Source organism: Bacteroides intestinalis DSM 17393, from assembly GCF_000172175.1.
GTDB classification, from domain to species: domain Bacteria; phylum Bacteroidota; class Bacteroidia; order Bacteroidales; family Bacteroidaceae; genus Bacteroides; species Bacteroides intestinalis.
In genome coordinates, this window is sequence record NZ_ABJL02000006.1 from 433,931 (window position 1) to 454,509 (window position 20,579).

Here is a 20,579-nt window from a genome sequence, read left to right on the forward strand (position 1 = left end):
GATTATACGAACTCCAAATAATTCTCCCGATTTACCACATGAAACTCGGCATAGGGATAGGCTTCTTGGAAGGCTTTCGGTGCGGCCGGCATTTTATTTCCCCACTTGAACTCCAAGGCGGTAAGACTGTCGGCACTCTCCTCAATCAGGTCGATTTCCTGTTTGTCGTAGGTGCGCCAGAAATAGAACTCCCTGTGCAGTCCCTCATTGAAGTTCGCTTTGCGCCGCTCTCCGATGATGTAGTTCTCCCACAGCGCACCGACATCCTGCCGAATGGCCAGCGGTGAGAAAGCCCCGATAATGGCATTGCGAATGCCGTTGTCGTAGAAGTACCACTTGCCAGCTTTTGTAACCTCCTTGCGTAGGTTACGCGAATAAGCCCCCAGACGATAGATAACGAAGACCTTTTCCAATAGGTCGAGGTATTTTTCAACGGTCGTCTTGCTCATGCCGAGTTGTTTACCTAACTCTTCGTAAGAAACTTCGCTGCCCAACTGAAAAGCTATCAATCGCAGTAGATCGCGCATCTTGCTCGAATTTTTTAAGCCGTCAATTGCTAAGATATCTTTAAGCAGGTATGCACCGACAATATCACGTAGGTAGTCTGTTTTACGTTCATAGTTCTCCATCATTACTACTTCGGGATAGGAACCGTAAATCAAGCGCGCTTCGAGGTTCTGGCGGGTTTCAAGTGCCGTTTCCGTCTGTGCGATTTCCCGTTGCGAGAATGGTGTAAGGAGAAATTGCGTACTGCGGCCGACCAACGGTTCACCAGTCTTATTCAGCAAATCGAATGACGAAGAACCACTTGCCAAGACACTTATTCCCGGTATTTCATCAACTATCAACTTCAGAATACTACCGATTTGTGGTATGTTCTGTGCCTCATCAATAGCCAGCAAATCAATACCATCCAATAAATGCCGATAATTGGCTATTGAGCGATTCTCCAATAGTGCTAATGTGTCGTAGTCTTCGCCGTTGAGCATCATCGTCCTACCTGAATAGTTGTCCACAATTTTACGCATCATTACCGTTTTACCAACACGGCGAGCACCAAAAATCAGTACTGCTTTATTGGGCGCGATTCGTGCTGTAATCTTCTCTTGAAGTATTCTATTTACTGTTTCCATACCTTATAAAATATAATGCAAAGATAATCATATTTTTTTAATTGGCGAATTTTACAAAAAAAACGGGCTATTAAATGGCGATTTTTACAACCACAATCTTATGGAAGTTGTTTCATTGTTTTTAGTAATGATATATGTTCATACTATGATGACTCAATAATTTACCAGACATACGTTTCTGAAATTTGTCCTTATAGGAATGAAAAACTCACATATATTGTGCTAATTAATATATAATTAAATGAAAATAAAAAGACAGGATACGAGTATTCCTGTCTTCTCATATGTAATGGATATTTTTTTATTTTCTCATCCGCTCCAACTCCTCATCACGCAACATTCTCTCGTTCAGTTTTTCCTGCATCCTGTCAATGAAATAGGTGCGGCTTTCGTTCTTCCGGCGTTTGATATCAGTGTAGAAGCGGTAGCAGTCTTTAGAATCAACCCCGAATATCTTATAGAGAAGTGGGGCGAGCTGTTTGAGCGGCATATTGCCGTTGTTGATGCAGCCCATCACGTCTATGCCGTAGATAAGTTCCACGAGGTCGATGGCATTGCCCGTCCATTGAAGAAGGCTGGCGGTGGTTTCTGTTGCGTTGTTGGCGGATATTAGTGGTGGCACTTGGGGCGTGGCAAGGAATTTCTGCATCTTTCTTACGAAAGACAGAGCCTTGCTGACGTAGGCGGCAATCTCTCTTTTTTCTTCTGACAGATTACGTACGGGATGGTGCTGCAACTCGATTTCGATGTAGGCAAGCGCGATGACGGTAAGGTTCATGTCCATGCCGCCGTTGCACAGTTCGATCACTTGGGTGGCGAAAGCCGTGTATGCCGTTTCCATATTGCAGTCGCCGGCTTCGTTTATCAGGCGGAAAAAGTCGGTTTCCGCCAGCAAGAAATAATTCATGGTTCTGTCAATTTTGAAAATTACACTTTGTTTTCTGCGTGCGCACATGAATATAATTGGCAAAAAACGCGGCAGAAAATAAAAAATCCAACACTCAATTTTACAAAGTGCTGGATTTCAGAGGTATAAAATTCAGTATTTTTTCACAAGGACAAATTATCTCCGACTTAAATTGTTTGTAATCGGAACATTTATTCTATTCCTGAAAATAGAAATGTATGCTTGCCGCACATTTTGGCTATCTTGCTTTTTTATCAAGGATATAGATAATGCGACATACACCGTTGGGATAGCTTTTCAAAGAGGAAAGCGTCCAGTGTTGCTCTGGCAGAGCCGACTTAAAAAAATGTCGTCCGCTTCCGGATATGAAAGGAACGGTGTATAGTATGATTTCATCCACAGCGTGCATCCGCAGCAGTCCGTTTATATAGTCTGCCGTGTCCGGTGTGGCTTCCGCGAGGTAACGGATGTTTGTGCAGTCTTTTCTCCATTCGTGCAGCATTGAAATGGAATAGTCCGGTGTCACACGGTAAAAGGCTTTCTTCCTGATTTCATCAAGACCGCAACGGTCAAGGCACAAATCCTGATGTGCTTTATCATATAACTCTGAAGAAAGACATCCGTCCATCGTCAGTACGGCGAGAATCTGAACTTTACCCATAATCGTTTCCTTTCGTTAGGCAAGGGTAAAAAAGTAGCGTGCAATTCACACTACCTTCAAGCGATGGCTCTGGTAAAGCCTTTACGGAGAGTACGTGAATGCACGCTATGCGTAAGCATAGCATAAGCATCACGCAATCGTCTCCGTAGTTCCAATTTACCAGATTTTCGCTTGAAACGCCTTGCGGTCTTATCCTATATGTTGGCGGCGAAAAGCTCCTGCCAATCGCCGTTTTTCTCAAATGTTATGCAAAGATAGCCAAATTCAGTGAATTACGGGCTATGATTGCTTGAATTTATATTTAAGTCCATACTCTTCAAGTTTGCTGTATAGTGTTGTCCTGCCTATGCCGAGCAGTTCTGCGGCGACACTCCGGTTGCCGTTTGCCTGTTTCAACGCACGCAATATCCGCTCCTTATCCTCCGCGTCATTGCGCAAGGCGAAGCTGACAGTAGAGGTCGGTTTCGTCACGGCAAGTTCCAGATGCTCTTTCATGACAACACCTTCCTGCGCCTGCAATACAGCACCCATAACTTTCTGCCGAAGTTCCCGCACGTTGCCCGGCCATGCGTGTGTCAGCAACGCTTTACGTGCTTCGGAACTGAACCCGCTCACGCTACACTCCAGCTCTCTGTTTGCCATATCACGGAAGAACTCTGCCAGCGGCATAATGTCTTCTTGACAGTCACGCAACGGAGGAACGGTTATCCCGAAGTCGTGCAGGCGGTACAGAAGATCCTGCCGAAAACGCTTTTCATTCACCGATACCTCCAAATCTTCATTGGTAGCAGCGATGATGCGGACATTGAAATTCCGGTCTGCCTTGTCTCCGACCGGGCGATACCGCCTCTCCTGTATGGCACGGAGCAACATCTGTTGGGTTTCCAACGCGAGGTTTCCTACCTCGTCCAGAAACAACGTGCCGCCTTCCGCCTCATGGAAATATCCTTTCTTGGCATTGTCCGCACCTGTAAATGCACCTTTGACGTGTCCGAAGAAAGCCGACGGTGCAAGCTCTTTGGAGAGTGAACCGCAGTCCACCGCCACAAATGGCTTGCCTGCACGTTTGCTCTTGTCATGCAACAGGTGGGCAATATGCTCCTTGCCCGTGCCGTTCTCACCAAATATCATCACGCTCATATCGGTGGCGGCTACCAGCCTTATGCGGTGCATGATTTTCTGAAAGGCGGAACCTTCACGGGCGAATATAGGCATACGGCGTTGTCCTGCCTGACGTTCTTTCAGTATGGAACGGATCAGGGGGACAAGTTTATCCTCCACAAGCTGTTTGGGAATATAGTCTATCGAGCCGAGTTTCATGCTTTCCACGGCGGTATTAACTTCGGCGTAGTCGGTCATAATGATGAAGGGCTGCATCTTTCCCTCCTTTCGCATCCAGCACAAAAGGTCTATGCCACTGCCGTCAGGCAGACGCAGGTCGGCAACCACGATATCATTATCTGTTGCCTGTTGCAGATGTTTCTTCGCGGTTGAGAGGTGGTAAGCCTTCATATTGCGGTAGCCCTCCCGTGACAGCATATTGCAGACATATTCGCAATACACGATGTTGTCTTCCACCACAATTATTTTTGTCTTATTCATCTTCGTATTTTCTCCTTTCCTCTTCTGCCAACCGTATTATTTCCACTCCCTTATCCAGCACGGCAGTCACGGCATGGCTTAACGCTTCACCATCCGGGAGAGCATCGCCACGAAGCAATCCGTAAAGTACATTCAGCGGTTGGTCGGCACGGAGCACCTCCCACGAACTGCGCAGGTGGTGGATCAGGGAATCCAGCTTTTGCAGGTCTTTTTCTTTTGCTGCATCCCGTACCGCCTGCATTTCCTTTTCTGTTTCAGTTATCAACTTTTCCAGCATGACGGCTTCATTGCCATAGGACAATAAGGCGGAAAAGTCCGGTTTCCCGTCCGGTGTCGCTTTTATGGCACACCTGTCGGAAACCTCCATCAGTTCCGATATGGAGAACGGTTTGAACAGGCATCCGGCAAAGCCTTTTGCCAATAGTTCCCCTTTGTTACAACTGCCCGAAGCGGTTGCCACAACCACCGGGATTGTTGGTGAATTGCCCACGTTGGACGAACGCAACAGTTCCAGCAATTCGAAACCGTTTATATCGGGCATATTCAAGTCTGTCAGCAACAGGCTGTATTCTTTCTGGCGTATCATTTCCATCAGTGCCGCAGCATCGGTGCAAGTGTCGCAGTGTATTCCTTCTTGGGAATACATCTCTTTCAGCATCAGAAGTAATACCTCATCATTGTCAATGGCGACAACATCATGGAATTTATTGTTATGATAAACAGGTGTATTGCTTGTATATCCAAGCTGTTCTTCAGCTTCCTGCATAGAAATTTCAACTGTGAAACGACTGCCTTTCCCTTTCTTGCTGTCTAAACGGATTGTTCCGCCAAGCATCGACACAATATTACGCATTATGGCAAGCCCAAGCCCGAAACCCTCCTTTGCGGCGGCATTTGATAGACGTTCAAACGCACCGAACGCTTGTTTCTGTTCCTCTTCTGTCATGCCTGTACCTGTATCTTCAACGACCAGTGTCAGAACTCCATTATCATATTCAGTAATCAAAGAAACACCGCCTTCTTCTGTGAACTTGACAGCGTTTGACAGCAGGTTATTCCCGATTTGTATTATTCGCTCTTTGTCGGTCAATACAATGGCATCGTGTCCAGTCTTCACGGACAAGGACAGCCCTTTGTTCACGGCAACAGGCATGAACTCCGTTTCAAGTGTGTGCGTGATTGCTGAAATCCGGCAGGGTGACAGACGGGGCTGTTCCTTGCCGTTGTCCAGGCGGAAGAAGTCAAGCAAAGTGTTAAGCATATCCCGCATACGGTCGGAGGATTGCAGTATGTTTTGGATATACTGCCCGGACTTATCCTCACACTGTTCTTTCCGTATCAGTCCGGCATAGCCTGTTATTGCTGTCAGCGGTGTGCGCAGTTCATGGGTGATAGTATGTACCGCCTTCTTCCTTGACGTTATCAGTGCCTCGTTCCGTTGTACGGATTGTTCCAGTTGCCTTATCAAATCAGTTGTCTTGTGCTTGTATTGTTTAATGCTTTTTGCATCACGATGTATGATGATGTAGGAAATTAACAACAATAGAAGAACGAATCCCATTAAACCGCCTACTTGCATAAATGACTTTTCACGCATGGCAACTATTTCGTTTTCCCGGCTTTGCAGTTCGGTTTGTACCTTTTCTTCTATTTGGCAAATCAATTCTTGCAGTTGTCTGTTAAGTTCTGCATTACGAGCTGCAAGGCTGTCGGCTTGTTCCGACAATTGGCGATCCTGCACTTTCTGTTCGCTGATTACGTTTCTATTGACCGAATGAAGGATAGTGGTTGATACTGCTGGAGTTACTTCCTTTTTTTTGCCGAATATGCCTAAGAAACCTTTTCGTTTTGGCTTTTTGGACTGTTCCTGCACACTTTTCTGTACAATAACCGGAATTTGATTGGCTATCTTCTTGTTAATAGATTGTTGTTCATCCATTAACCGGACTATCTGGAACATCTGTCGTTCCTTATCCTCTAAAAGACTGCGCACACTATCGATGCGCTCTGCTGGATAGGTGGCCTTGAAACGGCAGAGCATACTGTCCATTGCCATACGCCGTGCATGGTAATGCTCGATATCTTTATCGTTCCATTCCAGTATTGTTTCACCCAATAGAGAAAATTTTATCATTTGAATATTGATATTGTTTATTTCTTTTCGGAGCTCGTCTATTTTTTTATTGCCAAGTTCTAATGCTTCTATCTCCTGCCATTCATAGAGGCTATTATATGCCATACATCCGATAAGAATGGAGATAAGTATATATCCCAACCGTATTGCCTTATAGAAATTTCCTGACCGCTCCATTATTTTAATGACATTGATTTTTGGAACATGAATAAAAGTTTATCTTTTTCGTTCATGCGGATATTATCAGAATAACCGTCTTTTGTTATTTGATACCCACATGGCTTAACCATAAAAATGCCTAAGCCCTTAGTGTACGAACTTACTTCTGAGGCATAGTCTTTACTTGTATTTAATGGAACTTTCCCTTTAATATGACACCACTCATTATTACAACTGATGTCTTCAATCTCAGACATCAGTTTTTGCAAATCTGTAATAGCTTTGGAACTCGCTACTTGGGGTATCTGCAACTCAAAACAGAGCATCGGTTCGAGAATGTCCACACCTGACTGTTGCAAAGCCAGCCTGAAGACATAAGGGGTCAGCTGTCTGAAATCAGCAGGTGTACTTACCGGGCTATAATACTCGGCTTGAGTAAAAGTTACTTTCAGATCTGTCACTTCCCATCCATGTAAACCAGATTGGCAAGACATACGAATCCCTTCAAAAACGGCATTTTGAAAAGAATGGTTCAGATAACCATAGGAGATGTCACTTTCGATTTGCAACCCTGCCCCTAACGGTAAGGGTTCAAGAGTCAGCCCTATTGTGGCCCAGTAAGGGTTGGGTGGTACTTCGATCTGAATAATCTTATTGACCTTTTTTATAGGTCGTTCTTTGTAGATAGTCTTGATCTCATCAAAATGGACCTTTACGGAAAATCGTTCTTCCAGCAATGTCTGTATGATTTCCTTTTGGGTCAAACCATATAACGAGATTTCCAATTCATCACTATATGAGTTTATGGAAAAGGACAAAGACGGGTCTTCAATCCACAATGTATTCAGAGCGGATATCACCTTGCTTCTCTCTTCGGGCTTATTTGGCCGGACGGAGGATTTGAGAGCGGGATGCTGATGAGATAATCCTTGAATCAAACAAGGTTTAGCACCTAAATAATCTCCGATTCGAAAATCTTCTATATCTTCTACAATCGCGATATCATTGGCACCCACTTCATCAACATTTATCTCTCTGCCCTGATAAATAGTCTTTAGATTTTTAATCTTGATGAATTTTTCCGAATCGTTGATTCTTACAACGTCTCGAAGTCTCAGACTTCCGTCAATTATTTTAAGAAAACTTCTTTTATGCCCTTTGGGGTCATGCTCTATCTTATAGAGATAAGCTGAAAGTCTGTTTGAGACTGATGCCGGAGGAAGTATAAAAGAAGAAATGGCGTCCAACAACTCATTGATACCGATATTGAACATTGCTGATCCATGTAGCACCGGATAGACTTTGGCTTTTGCCACAAGAGCGATTATCGTATTCCAATAATCAGCCGGTGAAATTTCGCTATCCGCCAAATATCGTTCTAATATATCGTCGTCATGGTTGCATACAAATTCTTTGTATTCTTCCTTTATATATGTTTGGGAGCAAACCGGATAAACCGATCCATCGACAACAGTTTGCATAAACAGGACATCTTGCGACAGATTTGTTTTTATATCCATATACAAACGCTCCAAATTCACACCGGCACGGTCAATCTTATTGATAAATATAATTGTCGGGATTTGCAGCTTTTGTAAAGTACTGAACAGCAACTTTGTCTGCGCTTGTATGCCTTCCTTTGCGGATAAGATGAGGACTGCTCCATCAAGCATTTTGAATGTCCGCTCCACTTCCGCAATAAAATCCATGTGTCCCGGAGTGTCAATGATATTGCATTTCACTCCATTCCAGATAATAGATGTCGTAGAAGCCCGGACAGTAATTCCTCTACGTTTCTCTATATCCATAGAGTCCGTTATGGTGTCACCATTATCCACACGGCCGCACTTTTCCGTTGCTCCACTGGCAAACAGCAGATTCTCGGTTACGGAAGTTTTTCCTGCATCAATGTGAGCAAGAATTCCTAAATTTATAATATTCATTTGGATTAAGCAATAATATACTACAGTAGATGCATTGTCGAAACGCACCTTTTAATACCTCCTCGTAGCATATGAGAACTACAGGATTACTAACTCGTATTAATATGTATATTATTACTGCCGCATAACGATTACAAAATTACACAAAAAAATATATCTAACAAAAGTGGGAGGATTTTTTAACTTTTTACCATAGACATTTTATTAGGGAAGCGTAGGTTCAACTGGCAAGTACAAATAAGTAGAAATGTTTGAACAACACCGTTTTAGGAAGTTGAAAAATCAAGTTTCTCTCTCGGTATAGCGTTTATTTTGGCCAATATCTTCTTTAGTTTAGCATTTGTGTATTTCCCATTCGTGTTCTATTTAGCTCCTTATTATGAGTATGTAGCAAGTTACTTATCAAATTCAGCCTCTTTGAGGGTCAAATATGGTTTTGCAAATGGTGACTGACAAGACATAAACAAGGTCAGCAGGAATTTTTTACATAAATGGACATGAATGTATATAACCTAAAATAAGAATAAATTTTAATAAGGGCTGCCCAAAAAGAAAAAAATGCAGTTGCCATCCTATAGATACTTGCAGAAAGGATAAAATTTACTTTTAGACCTTTTGGGATAGCCCTTATTAATACTTCAGATAAAATTCCTTAGGTTATATTTTCAATCCTTTGGACCGGGTTTCCTCCTTGGCATACAGTCCCGGACGCCCGATTATGACATGGTTGGCAACGATACTATCCGCCGGACTGCGTATCTGCGGCGGTGCATTTTCGGGATATTGCGCCTGCCTGTTCCTCACATCTTCCGCTTCCGGCTTGAGCTGTTGCCCTTCATTCTCCTTTTCTGCGACTTCGGGCGTGGGTGGCGCAAGCTCCAGCTGAATTTTTCGGTCAAGGGCGGCAAGTTCGGACTTCAACTGCTTCAGCTCGTCCTCCTTCTTCCACACCTTACCCGCTATCTCCTGTAACTGCGGTATCTCCATCTCCAGCACCTCGTTCTTCGCCTTGTACTGGTCGATGATGGAGGGTATCCTCTCCATCGCGTTGAGGAAGTTGCGGGCGGCGGCCAACGGGTCAGCCATCGCCAGATGCCCGTTGTTGTAGGTGTACTTGTAGTTCCCCTCGACCACGAAGCGGTTGTCGGTGAACTCCAATCCCTCTTTGAGTATCCTTTCGCTCACCACCTTTATCGGAAAACCGTAAAGTTCACCGACCTGCGTGTACAACCCTCCGGTCGTGGCATTCTTGGCTATCTCCTGCAAACGCTTTCCGATGACCTTCTCATCGGCGGAATCCACTCCGTCCACCTTTATTATATTAAGGCGGTTGCCCTCCTTGTCGGTCTGCACCACCGACAGGAAGCGGTTCCAGTCCTCCGTCATGGCATCTATGAAAGCCGTGTTGTTGCGCAACTCGCCGGTCTTTGACTCCAGCTTGAACTCCGAATCACGCTTGCCCTTGTTGAACGACTTGCGTTCCCCTTCGAGCGATGCGATCCGCTTTTCCAGTTTCGCCTTGTCCAACAGGTCGGTATTGCCGGAGAGCAACGCCATGTATTCCGAGAAATTCATGCCCGATTTTTCGTCCATTGCCCCCTCGTCGATGGTACGCGCACCCATCGCACCGCTTTTGAGCTGGCTTATGAAAGTCTGCTTGCAGTGCAGGAGGTTGAACTTGTAGCTGTCCAGTGACTTCTCCACCGCGTAGATGATTACATCCACGTTGTTCCCGGCGAAATGTTTGGCAATCTCATTACCTGCCCTAACTCCGCGTCCGTCACGCTGTTGCAAGTCGGACGGTCGCCACGGCGTATCGAGATGATGGATAGCCACACACCGTTTCTGGGCGTTCACACCCGTTCCGAGCATAGAGGTAGAGCCGAACAGCACACGCACCGTCCCGGCGTTCATGGCGTCTATCACCGCCTTCCGCGCCTTGTCGGTCTTGCACTCCTGAATGAAGCGCACCTCGCTTGGCGGTATACCGTAGTCCTCCGTCAGTTTGCGCTTGATTTCCGAATAGACGTTCCACCCGTCGCCCGGCTGGTATGTCCCCAAATCAGAGAAAACGAACTGCGTGCCTTTCTGGGCGTCGTATTTTTGATAATACTCCGCGATCATCTTGGCACAGTGACTCGCTTTGTTGTCGGGATGATCTTCGTAATTCGGGTCTATCATGCGCATGTCGAGTGCCATTTTCCGGGCATAGTCCGTGGCGATGAGCATCTTCGCCTTTTCTTCCGTTTCCGAAAGCGGCAGCCTGCCCAACAAGGTGGCATCGCCCGTCTTGGCGAACTGCATCAGTTTCTGTATGAAGTCCTCCTGTTCCGGCGTGGGCGGTATATGGTGCAGTATCTCGTTCTTGGCAGGACGGTCAACGCCCACATCCTCCGCCGTGCGGTAGTCCGTGATTTCATTATAGAAGGCGGCAAGCTCCGGCACTTTGATGAAGTAGCGGAAACGCTCCTTCTGGACCACATTGTTCGTCACGTTAAATTCAAAATCCGTCGTCTTCTTGGCAAATATCGCCGCCCAAGCGTCGAAACACCTTATGTCCTGCCGTTCCAGCTCCTTCGGGCGCAGGTACTTGAACAGCAGGTACAATTCAGTCAGTGAGTTGCTGATAGTCGTGCCGGAGAGGAAGGTCGCACCCAAGTCTTTTCCTGTGCGCTCCTGTATGGTGCGTATGGCAAAGAGCATGTTAAGTGCCTTCTGGCTTCCCTCGCTGTTTCCCAATCCCGCCACACGGTCGTGGCGCGTGTTGAAAGTCAGATTCTTGAACTGGTGGCTCTCATCTATGAAGATGTGGTCGATGCCCATCTGCTTGAAATCCACCACGTCGTCCGTGCGTGACTTTATGGCGTGTTCCACCTTCTCCAGCTTCGCTTCAAGGTTGTGCTTGCGCTTCTCCAATCCTTTCAGCATCGCCCGCGACACGTTCTTTCCCTGCTGCCGTAGCACTTCGAGGTTTTCCTCCACCGTGTCAAGCTCTGCTTGCAGGATGCGCTGCTGCAATTCCGGCGACTGCGGTATCTTGCCGAACTGGTCGTGCGACATGATGACGCAATCGTAGTCGTTGTTCTTTATATTATTGAAGAAGCGCACACGGTTGGCGGTCGAAAAGTCCTTCTCCGAAGCGTACAGAATACGTGCGTTGGGATATGCCGCCTGATAGGTGGCTGCAATCTCCGCAACGTTGGCTTTCAGCCCGATAATCATCGGCTTGTGTGCCAAATTCAGACGCTTCATCTCATGCGCGGCGATGCACATTATCAGCGTCTTACCGGTTCCCACCTCGTGGTCGCAAATTCCGCCGCCGTTCTGTTTCAACATCCAGACGCAATCCATCTGTGAGGGATAGACGCTCTTGATACCCCGGCTTGCCAGCCCTTTCAGGTTGAGGTCGGGAAAGGTCTGATGGGAGCCGTCGTAGCGCGGGCGCACGAAACAGTTGAACTTGCGGTTATACATCGTCACAAGCCGCTCCTTGAACTGCGGCGACTGCTCTTCGAGCCATTCGGAGAAGCCGTTTCGTATCTCGTCAATCTTGGCGTTGGCGAGTTGTATTCCCTCGCTGTCGCGCATCTTGATGTCGTTGCCATGCTCGTCCTTGCCGATGGACTTCATCATGTCAGGGCAGGTGTTGTGCAGGGCGTGTTTTAGGAGGTGCATACCGTCATAGTTCCGGTAATACCCCTTCACCAGAAACTCGTCCGTGATTTTCATGGTGCGGTAGCCGCACACCACCGAAAACTCGTCCATGCTTGCGGAATAGGCGATTTTCACCTCCGTGTCGAACAGCCGGCTCATGTAGGCGGCATAGACACCCGTCGGAATCCAGCGTTCCCCGAAATTGAAGTCCAGATCCTCGAAGGCGATGCGCTGCGGCTCGGCATCTTTCAGAGCCTCCAACGCCTGCTTCACCTCCGGCATACGCTCATTTTCGGGATTGTCACCCATCCATGCCTCTATGCGTTCCGCTTTCTCTATGACATTTCCGGCGATGAAACGGTCTTTGATTTCGTAACCGGTCACGAGCGGATTGTAGTAGATGCGCCCTTGCAGGGCAGTGAGCAAATCCTCCGCCGTGCTGTCGGTTATCTCCCGCATATAGTCGAGATTGACCGTACCATATTTGTTGAGCGACGCAGACAGGGCTTCTTCGGGAGAGCCTACGTTGGCATGGCTCTCCACCGCGAAGGAAACAGGATGCTCGAAGATGTCCGCCTTGACGAACTTTCCGTTTTCCATCCGTTCCAGCGAAAGGATGTCGCGCCCGCCCGCATCCATCATCACTAACTTCACGTTCTGCTTGGCGTTGAGGTTGCCGTAGCGCATGACAAACTCATCGTAACAGGTATTCAGATGCTCTCGCCACGGAACATTTGCCTCGCGCCGGAGCGATTCATAACGGTACAGACGCTCGTAGGCGTCACGCAGCGACACATACAACAACGCCTTTTCCTTCTGGTATCCTTTCAGGTCGAGCGGCTGGAATGTCGCCCCGTATGGCGTGATGTCTTTCAGGTAGCCGATGTTATGACGCCCCCGGTCAGCCACCAGCGACCCTTCGCGCAGGTGCATCTCCGGCGTGCGGTGGTAGGCACGCGGAGAAAGGTCCACGACTTCCTCCTTCGGCTTTTCCGCTTCGATGTCGGGGAAAAGGAAAGTCCCCACCGCTTCCGATGGGGTATCTGTAACGGCAGGTGCGGCGACTGCCTCCGGCTGTGTTTCCTCCTGTCGTGGCTGCTCACGGGAAGTTTCCGGCACGGCTTTCACTTCCGTCTTTTCCGCCACTTGTTTCTCGTTATGCTGCCTTGCCAGTTCCCGAAGTTCTTTCCTACGCTCCGGCGTCAAACCCATCATCATTTCATAGAAACCGTTGATGGGAGGATTGGTATCCCAGTCCAGTGTGGCATAGATGTCGTCCGGGTCGGCAGGCTTGGCGGTGTTCTCCGCTTTCACCTCCTTATTCTCCATTGCGGGTTTTGCAGTTGGAGCTGTCGGTGTAACCGTGACTTTCGGTTTGGGCGGAGTGGACTTTGCCGTAACTGCCTTTTTCACCGTCTTTTTCTTTTTGGAGGTTTTCGGTTGGCTGACCTCTTCCGTCATCCCCCAGAGGTCAAGCAGGGTGAGCTGCACGCCTGCGGAATATTGCGGGCGCGGTTCTATCTCCGGCTTTTCATCTGCGGGTTGCGGCTTTTCTGTCGGAGTTTCCACCGTCTGCGCCGAGGATACTGTTTCCAATTTTATGGCAGGACGCTCTACTTTATTTTGAACGGCAACTTTTTCTTCCGTTCCTGCCTGCCGGATTGAACCCGAATACAAGCGCATGGCAAGCCTGTAATGGAAATCCTCGTCGAGCATACGGCGCAAATCCCCGGCGATGCCTGCTGCCTTGCCCTCGTGCAGATAAACCATAGCGGGCTTCCCGTAGGGGTCTGTGTCAAGTTTCGCCATCGTATGCACGATGCGTTCCGGGTGGTGGATGAAATAGGCGTTGTCGGTCAGGGCGGTTTTCGTGTCCGTCTGTATCACGGTCATCAGCCGCTCGTCCTGCGACATTTCCTTCTTGCTGAGGTTCTTTTGCAGGACAATCAGGTCACTGCCCACCTCCGTGCCCGCGTTGTCCGTGAACAGGTTGTTGGGCAGGCGTATCGCGGATACCAGATTGGCCTGACTGAACAGCTCGTTACGCACGGAGGTCTTGGTGCTATTCAATACCCCTTGCGAGGTGATGAACGCCACGATACCGCCGTCACGCACGGCATCCAGTCCTTTGAGAAAGAAATAGTTGTGGATGGTTTTCTGGGCGGAGCGTCTGCCGAAAGAGTCGCTCCGCTGAAACTCCGCGTCGAACACGGCAATGTCACCGAACGGAATGTTGGACACCGCCAAGTCGAAATAATTGTTGAACGGTCTTTCGATTTTCTCAAAACCGCAGGTGCGCATTTTCTGGTCGGGATAGAGATGCCTCAAGATTGTACCCGTGAGCAGATCCTTCTCGAAAGCCATCACATCCGCATTGGGGCTGTGCCGCAGCATGGAATCCACGAACACGCCGACACCTGCCGACGGTTCGAGCATACGGGCGGGGCGGACGCTGTAATCTGCCAGCACGTCCGCGATGGTGTCGGTTATCTCTTTGGGGGTGTAGAAAGCGGTCAGCACGGACGCTTTCAGCGAATCCACAAACCGCTTGTACTCTGTTTCGTCCTTGCTGTTCTCACGGATAAGCCTGTGCAGCTCCACCGTCGGGGCGAACAGTTCGAGGTCGGATTTCGCCCACCGGACGGCATCCGTCAGTTCCTTTGCAGGGTTGAGGATACATTTCAGACCGCCGAAACCGCAGTACCTTTGAAGTATGGCACGCTCTTCGGTTGTCGCTGTCCTATTTTCCCTGTCAAGGATGAATGCCGTCCGTATCGCCTCGATGTTGTCCCGCAGTTTCTGTTTGCGGTTAAACGCCATATTCGTCTAAGTAAAGGACGGTTGCTCCCGTCAGCTCCGTGTAGAGCAGGTCGTAATCGGAAGACAGGGCGAAATTGTCATCCGAGAGGTCATAGACGGAGAACACGTTGCCGACAAGCGGCAGCAGTTTCAGGACAAAGGCTTCACGCTTCTCTTCCGGCACTTCATCGGCAAACTCGTTTTCCACGACTTCGCGGAGGATGGCGTAACGGGAATAATGCAGCCCGCGCAGCAGCGTGTCCATCGCCAGTTCCTGCGCACCATCGGCGGGATAGCCTTCAAGCCGTGCCCTCTCATACGTTTCGGCGGCACGGTCGGCCCGTTCCCGTATGAAAGCGGTGTCGTCAGCCTGTTCAAACTTGTTCGTGCGGAGATAGTCCAGCAGGTACAGACCGTAATAGGAAAAGTCGGTCTGACCCTCGTTTTTCTTCTTGTTGTTCATTACTTTGGATTTAGCGGATTGATAATTAACGGGATAATCGGTTGGAAAAAGGAAGAAAAAGGCACTCGGTATCCCTCCGAGTGCCACCACTAAATCCAAAGTATGAGTGTAATCCGGTATCGAAGAACAATTCATTACTCTGAACAAGTGGCAAAGTTAATACTATTTCTTCCGTCCTGAAAATTTCTTGTCCTTTTAGCCTCCGGGAACACAAAAGTCGTGTTATATTCCCCGTCAAAGGCGACAACAGCATCGAAACTCTTGCCCTGTTTGCTCTTGAACCCTTTGAGCAGCTTGGTATGCCCTTCGGTGAGCAGGTCTTTGATTTCATCGTCGGACAGGGTGCGTCCCGCTTTCAGCCGGAACACGGGCAGTCCGCACTCCGTGTTGTCGCAGCGTACCACCTTGCCGTAGAACCGCATCCTGCCCGTGCCACACTTGGGACACGCGCAGCCGGAGTCACGGCTGCCGAAGAGCTTGTCGCACGAGATCAGTTCGGAGGTTATCTCACGTGTGTACGCCTCTATCTCCTTGCGGAAGGTGTCGTCGGACAGTTCCCCGCGCTCGATACGCGCCAGCTCCTTTTCCCATTCGCCCGTCATGGCAACATCGGCGATGCGCATCGTCTTGACGACGGAATTGAGGGCAAGTCCTTTTTCGGTGGGAACAAGCGACTTCTTGCAGCGTTCCATGTAACCGCGCTTGAAAAGCGTTTCGATGATGGAGGCGCGTGTGGCGGGAGTACCGATGCCACAGTCCTTCATCGCCTGCCGCAGTGCGTCGTCCTCAATTTCCTTGCCCGCCGTTTCCATTGCCGAGAGCAGGGTGGCTTCGGTATGCAGCGGCTTGGGTTTGGTCTTTCCTTCGGTAATGGACGAGCCTTTCGGTGTCAGCGTGTCGCCTTCCTGCCAGCCGGGGATGGTAATTTCCTCTTTTTCCTCGCCATAGACGGCACGCCATCCGGTTTGCTTCACGACGCTGCCTTTTACGGTAAACTCCACTCCGGCACATTCCGCCGTGACAGTGGTCACATCCTTGACGCATTTCTCAGAGAATGCCTCGACCATGCGCCCGGCAATCATCTGATAGATGGTATTGTCCTCTTTGGAGAGGAAGAGCGGTTTCTCACCCGTGACGAGCAGGGCATGGTGGTCTGTCACCTTGCCGTCGTCCACGCTGCGGCGTGTCGGGGCGGCTTTTGCCCGCACCTTGTCTTTCCATTCGGGCTGTGTGCCGATGAAAGCGAGCAGTTTGGGAATTTCGGCAAACACGTCTTCGGGGATGTAGCGGCTTCCCGTTCTCGGATAGGTTATCAACTTCTTTTCGTAGAGTTTCTGCGCGATTTCAAGCGTCTGTTCCGCCGTGAAGCCGTGCTTGGCGTTGGCTTCTTTCTGGAGCGTGGTCAGGTCGTAGAGCAAGGGAGTTTCCTCCGTCTTCTCCTTGCGCTCGGCTTTCGTGACAGTGGCGCAACCTGCCGCCTTTACCTTATTATATAGTTCCATCGCCGGTTCTTTCTCTTTCCATTTCTCGGAGGATGAGAATTTCACGACTTCGCCGTCGCAACCGTCCGTTGCGATATGGAGCTGCCAGAATGCTTCGGACGTAAAGCGGCGGTTCTCCCAGTAGCGTTCACATACCATAGCCAACGTTGGTGTCTGCACCCGCCCCACGGAATACGTGCCGTGTCCGGCGGCGATGGATAACGCCTGTGTGCCGTTGATGCCCACGAGCCAGTCGGATTCGCTCCGCGCTTTGGCGGCGAGGTAGAGGTTGTCGTATTTGCTGCCGTCTTCGAGTTTCCGCAGTCCCTCGCGGATAGCTTTGTCGGTGAGAGAGCTGATCCACAGGCGCACGAAAGGAGTGGTGCAACCCGTATAGTGGTAGAGGTAGCGGAAGATAAGCTCTCCCTCGCGTCCGGCATCGGTCGCCACGATGATATGTTCGCTTGTGTCGAACAGTCTTTTGATGACTTTTATCTGCGACACCACGCCGCTGTCGGGCTTGTAACCTTTCTCCGTCCTGACCTGACGGGGGACGAGCGTGAATGTGTCGGGAATAATCGGGAGGTTGTCACGGACAAATCCGCGCACGCCGTAGCCGTCGGGCATGGCAAGCTGAACGAGGTGTCCGAATGCCCATGTCACGGCATAACCGCCTCCCTCGAAATATCCTTCCTCTCTCTTTGTCGCGCCCACGATGCGGGCGATTTCACGTGCCACGGAGGGCTTTTCTGCAATGATTGTCTTCATGTCTTCTTCTTTTTTGTTGATACTTTGGATTTTATTTTGGATTCAGTGGCGGACACGGGATTACATTTTCATGCCCTTGCCCGTTTTCTTCTGCGGCTTCTCCTGCTGCTGTTGCTGGCGGGCGTCCTTCGGGTTGGTCTGACCTTTCTGCAACGGCTCTCTCAGATTCTTTGTAGCCTCGTTGGTCTTGCCATCGTTGTTCACCGCCACCTGCGTGCGGCTCTCGTTGGACGGAGCAACCTGCTGTGCATTGTCAGGGTTCGTGTCGTAGCGGTACGGGCGTCCCTTCTCCGGGTTGAACTTGATATACATCGTGGCATGGAAGCCCTGCTTGTCGGTCACGTTCTCCAGCTTCACGGCTTTACCCGCCACATAGTCGGCTTTCTGCTGGTCGGTGAAGCTCACGCCGCTCCATTTGCTGATGGGGCGGATGCTGCCGTCCTCGTTCGTCCACGTGTTGCGGCGTTGCTCCTTCTTGGTCTGTGCGGCATTTTCCCCGCCCTGCGCCTGACTTTTCGATGTGTCGCCTTTGGTTTCCTGTGTCTGTGCGGTACGGGGCGACTTGCCGGTTCCCGGCACGAACTCCACGCCGCGCTGCTCCACGTTCACTTGCAGGGTGGTGACGAACTTTCTGCCGTCGTTGCGCTCGATGAGCTTGTCGCGTACGGGCAGTCCGGCGCGGAGCATGTCCCGCTCCTGCGTGGTGATTTCCGTCTTGCCGATGCGCTCCGGGATGCGCACCCTGCTTGCCGGAATGTCCGTGATTTCATTCGTCTTGCGGTCGATGCTGATGTAGGAGGGGATGATCTCGCCCGTTTCCCTGTCCACAATGTCCACGACCCTACCGAGATTGCCCGTTTCGCGGAGGTTCTTCCGGTCATTGTCGGAGAATTTGTGTTCCTTGTACTCATCCAGCTTCTGCTCCTTGCGGATGAAGTGCGGCACGAGGCTGATGTTTCCCTCACCGTCCTTCTTGAAGGAGAGGCGGGCGTCCAGCTCGAATGATTCGCCGCCGAAGGTCGGTTTGACCTTTACCAAGTCGGACTTGCCATAGTTGAGCATCTTCGTAAGGTCGCCGGACTTTTCAAGGTTGTCCCGCTTTACGCCCCATCTGTCCTCCAGCTCCTGCCAGTTGATTTTACTCTCGTCGATGGGCTGGTAGCCACGTTTGCCCTGCATCTGTTCGGATTTGTCCTGTTGCTGTTCTTTCCGTTGTTCCATGTTCTCCTGTTTTTGAGGTTCTTGTTTCTCTGTCTGTTGTGCTGCCATCTCTTCCTGCACCTTCTTCTCATAGTCGGAGGTGTCCACCTTGTGAGGGGCGAGCAGCTCCTTGTTCGCTTCGGGGTCTTTCAGCAGTTGCTTCATCACCTCTAAGAGATTTTCAGCTTGGTCTGCCGCAATGCGGTAGAAACCGAAGCGGCTGGGTTCCTTGCACTGCCGGAAGAAGTTCTTGAAGAAGTTGTCCAGCACGTCGCCATGTCGGTCGAATTGCAGGAAACTCTGCGCGTTCTCCGCTTTTGCGGGGGTGCGCTTGGGTGTGCCGTCCGCGTTCAGCCCGGCTACCACGCTGATCTCGCCTGTCTTCTCGTCACGGACTACCAGCACGTCCTTTTCGTCTTTTTTCTTTGCCATCTGAAAAATGTTTTAATGGGTTATTTATGAAAGAAATTATGGATACGAGCCTTGTAGAAGGCTATATCTTCCTTTTTGAAGTCCTTGATATGGTTGGAAAGGAATGTCAGCACGTCCTCCTCGCTGTAATAGGTCTTCTTGCCCAGCGTCTTGTAGGGCAATGCGCCTACGCTGCGGTAGCGTTGGAGGGTGCGTTTGCTTATCTGGAGCAACATGCACAAATCCTGATTGTCGAAAAGGCGGATGCTTTCCGTGATAGTGGGCTGTTTCCCCTCAGCCTTCATCGCCAGCAGCAGTTCGTCCTGACGGTCGAGCCGTTCCATCAGCTTCTGCATCCAGCCCTCGAAGTTGTTTCGTGTGAGCAGTTCCATGACCTATGTCCTCCTTCCTTTTGGTTTGCCGCCCGTGCGCAGCGTGTGGTTGTGGAACAGGGTGTCTATTGTCCCTTCCTCGTTCCTTACTGTGTTGTCCTCCAATAGCCGCAGTATCTCGGAAAGGCGGTAGCGGCAGCTTCCGCGTACCACCACATACTCGATACGGTGGTCGGTGCGCATACGCTGCATGGTGCGCTTGCTCACGTTGAGCATCTTCGCCGCCTGTGCCGTGTCAAGCAGCTTGTCTTCGGTTTCCCGCTTCCGTTTCTTCTCGTCCCTTGCCTCGCGGATGTACCCTGCGATGTTCGCAATCTGCGCCATCATCTCCTTGTAGGCGGAACTTTCCATTGTTATCACTTTCATGTTCAGTCCTTTCTTTTTGTTTCTGCGACAAAATTCGGCAATAAACAAAAGGGGCTTTAACAACTCACTACGTGACTCACGTAAGATTTTTGCGGAAGATGGCTCCGTAACCCGGTCAAACGGCGCAACAGGCAGCCTTTCAGCGGAAAACGATACGTCTTGTATGCCGTTTCGTTACCTTTGCGGCAAACTCTAAATGACATGAATATGGAAATAGTATCTATCGAGAAAAAGACTTTCGAGATGATGGTGGCGGCATTCGGCGCACTCTCGGAGAAGGTCGCCGCCCTGAGGCGCAAAAGCGACACGGGGCGCATGGAAAGATGGCTCACGGGCGAGGAGGTCTGCGGGCAGTTGAGAATAAGCCCGCGCACGTTGCAGACGCTGCGTGACAGGCGGCTTATCGGCTACTCGCAGATAAACCGCAGGTTCTATTACAAGCCAGAGGAGGTGAAGCGGCTGATACCGCTTGTCGGCACGCTCTATCCGCACGGCAGATGATTTGA

General features: G+C 49.8%; 13 protein-coding genes. 1 reads left to right on the forward strand and 12 read right to left on the reverse strand.

What is annotated here, in order from left to right:
* Positions 1-2 precede the first annotated feature (2 nt).
* The 12 genes from BACINT_RS03720 to BACINT_RS03775 form a co-directional block, all read right to left on the reverse strand.
* Positions 3-1,133 (reverse strand): ATP-binding protein, encoded by a 1,131-nt coding sequence (locus BACINT_RS03720; RefSeq protein ID WP_004291480.1) that lies wholly within the window; start codon positions 1,131-1,133, stop codon positions 3-5.
* Between the two features lie 301 nt (positions 1,134-1,434).
* A complete protein-coding gene (locus tag BACINT_RS03725; protein WP_004304269.1) occupies positions 1,435-2,040 on the reverse strand; it encodes an RteC domain-containing protein in 606 nt (201 codons plus the stop codon).
* Between the two features lie 238 nt (positions 2,041-2,278).
* Entirely contained in the window at positions 2,279-2,701 is a 423-nt protein-coding gene (locus BACINT_RS03730) for a dihydrofolate reductase family protein (protein WP_004291474.1), read from the reverse strand.
* A 279-nt stretch (positions 2,702-2,980) separates the two neighbouring features.
* Positions 2,981-4,303: a sigma-54-dependent transcriptional regulator gene (locus BACINT_RS03735; protein WP_004291471.1), complete on the reverse strand. Its 1,323-nt coding sequence runs from the start codon at positions 4,301-4,303 to the stop codon at positions 2,981-2,983.
* A complete protein-coding gene (locus BACINT_RS03740; protein ID WP_004291467.1) occupies positions 4,296-6,614 on the reverse strand; it encodes a hybrid sensor histidine kinase/response regulator in 2,319 nt (772 codons plus the stop codon). Before BACINT_RS03740 ends, BACINT_RS03735 begins: the two co-directional genes overlap by 8 nt.
* On the reverse strand, positions 6,614-8,539 hold the full coding sequence (gene tet(Q), locus BACINT_RS03745; protein WP_004291466.1) for a tetracycline resistance ribosomal protection protein Tet(Q): 1,926 nt from the start codon (positions 8,537-8,539) through the stop codon (positions 6,614-6,616). The genes BACINT_RS03740 and tet(Q) overlap by 1 nt, the downstream gene beginning before the upstream one ends.
* A 657-nt stretch (positions 8,540-9,196) precedes the next feature.
* Entirely contained in the window at positions 9,197-15,013 is a 5,817-nt protein-coding gene (locus tag BACINT_RS03750; RefSeq protein ID WP_004291462.1) for an N-6 DNA methylase, read from the reverse strand.
* Complete coding sequence (locus tag BACINT_RS03755) at positions 15,003-15,455, reverse strand: DUF1896 domain-containing protein (RefSeq protein WP_004304266.1); 453 nt, start codon at positions 15,453-15,455, stop codon at positions 15,003-15,005. The genes BACINT_RS03750 and BACINT_RS03755 overlap by 11 nt, the downstream gene beginning before the upstream one ends.
* A 134-nt stretch (positions 15,456-15,589) precedes the next feature.
* A complete protein-coding gene (gene topB, locus BACINT_RS03760; RefSeq protein ID WP_007660662.1) occupies positions 15,590-17,704 on the reverse strand; it encodes a type IA DNA topoisomerase in 2,115 nt (704 codons plus the stop codon).
* Between the two features lie 60 nt (positions 17,705-17,764).
* A complete protein-coding gene (locus tag BACINT_RS03765) occupies positions 17,765-19,336 on the reverse strand; it encodes a DUF3945 domain-containing protein (RefSeq protein WP_004291455.1) in 1,572 nt (523 codons plus the stop codon).
* A gap of 20 nt (positions 19,337-19,356) precedes the next feature.
* Complete coding sequence (locus tag BACINT_RS03770) at positions 19,357-19,707, reverse strand: helix-turn-helix domain-containing protein (RefSeq protein ID WP_004291454.1); 351 nt, start codon at positions 19,705-19,707, stop codon at positions 19,357-19,359.
* Between the two features lie 3 nt (positions 19,708-19,710).
* Complete coding sequence (locus tag BACINT_RS03775; protein ID WP_004291432.1) at positions 19,711-20,136, reverse strand: helix-turn-helix domain-containing protein; 426 nt, start codon at positions 20,134-20,136, stop codon at positions 19,711-19,713.
* A gap of 138 nt (positions 20,137-20,274) precedes the next feature.
* Between BACINT_RS03775 and BACINT_RS03780 the strand changes: the two genes are divergently transcribed.
* Positions 20,275-20,574, forward strand: a complete 300-nt coding sequence (locus BACINT_RS03780; RefSeq protein WP_004291426.1) for a helix-turn-helix domain-containing protein — start codon at positions 20,275-20,277, stop codon at positions 20,572-20,574.
* Positions 20,575-20,579 lie beyond the last annotated feature (5 nt).

What these genes read in the sequence shown, in the direction of transcription:
- BACINT_RS03725 (WP_004304269.1), bottom strand. Translation starts at nt 2,040, where the DNA reads ATGAATTATTTCTTGCTGGCGGAAACCGACTTTTTCCGCCTGATAAAC.
- BACINT_RS03735 (WP_004291471.1), bottom strand. Translation starts at nt 4,303, where the DNA reads ATGAATAAGACAAAAATAATTGTGGTGGAAGACAACATCGTGTATTGC.
- BACINT_RS03770 (WP_004291454.1), bottom strand. Translation starts at nt 19,707, where the DNA reads ATGGAACTGCTCACACGAAACAACTTCGAGGGCTGGATGCAGAAGCTG.
- BACINT_RS03740 (WP_004291467.1), bottom strand. Translation starts at nt 6,614, where the DNA reads ATGGAGCGGTCAGGAAATTTCTATAAGGCAATACGGTTGGGATATATA.
- BACINT_RS03780 (WP_004291426.1), top strand. Translation starts at nt 20,275, where the DNA reads ATGAATATGGAAATAGTATCTATCGAGAAAAAGACTTTCGAGATGATG.
- BACINT_RS03750 (WP_004291462.1), bottom strand. Translation starts at nt 15,013, where the DNA reads ATGGCGTTTAACCGCAAACAGAAACTGCGGGACAACATCGAGGCGATA.
- BACINT_RS03765 (WP_004291455.1), bottom strand. Translation starts at nt 19,336, where the DNA reads ATGGCAAAGAAAAAAGACGAAAAGGACGTGCTGGTAGTCCGTGACGAG.
- BACINT_RS03720 (WP_004291480.1), bottom strand. Translation starts at nt 1,133, where the DNA reads ATGGAAACAGTAAATAGAATACTTCAAGAGAAGATTACAGCACGAATC.
- topB (WP_007660662.1), bottom strand. Translation starts at nt 17,704, where the DNA reads ATGAAGACAATCATTGCAGAAAAGCCCTCCGTGGCACGTGAAATCGCC.
- BACINT_RS03755 (WP_004304266.1), bottom strand. Translation starts at nt 15,455, where the DNA reads ATGAACAACAAGAAGAAAAACGAGGGTCAGACCGACTTTTCCTATTAC.
- BACINT_RS03730 (WP_004291474.1), bottom strand. Translation starts at nt 2,701, where the DNA reads ATGGGTAAAGTTCAGATTCTCGCCGTACTGACGATGGACGGATGTCTT.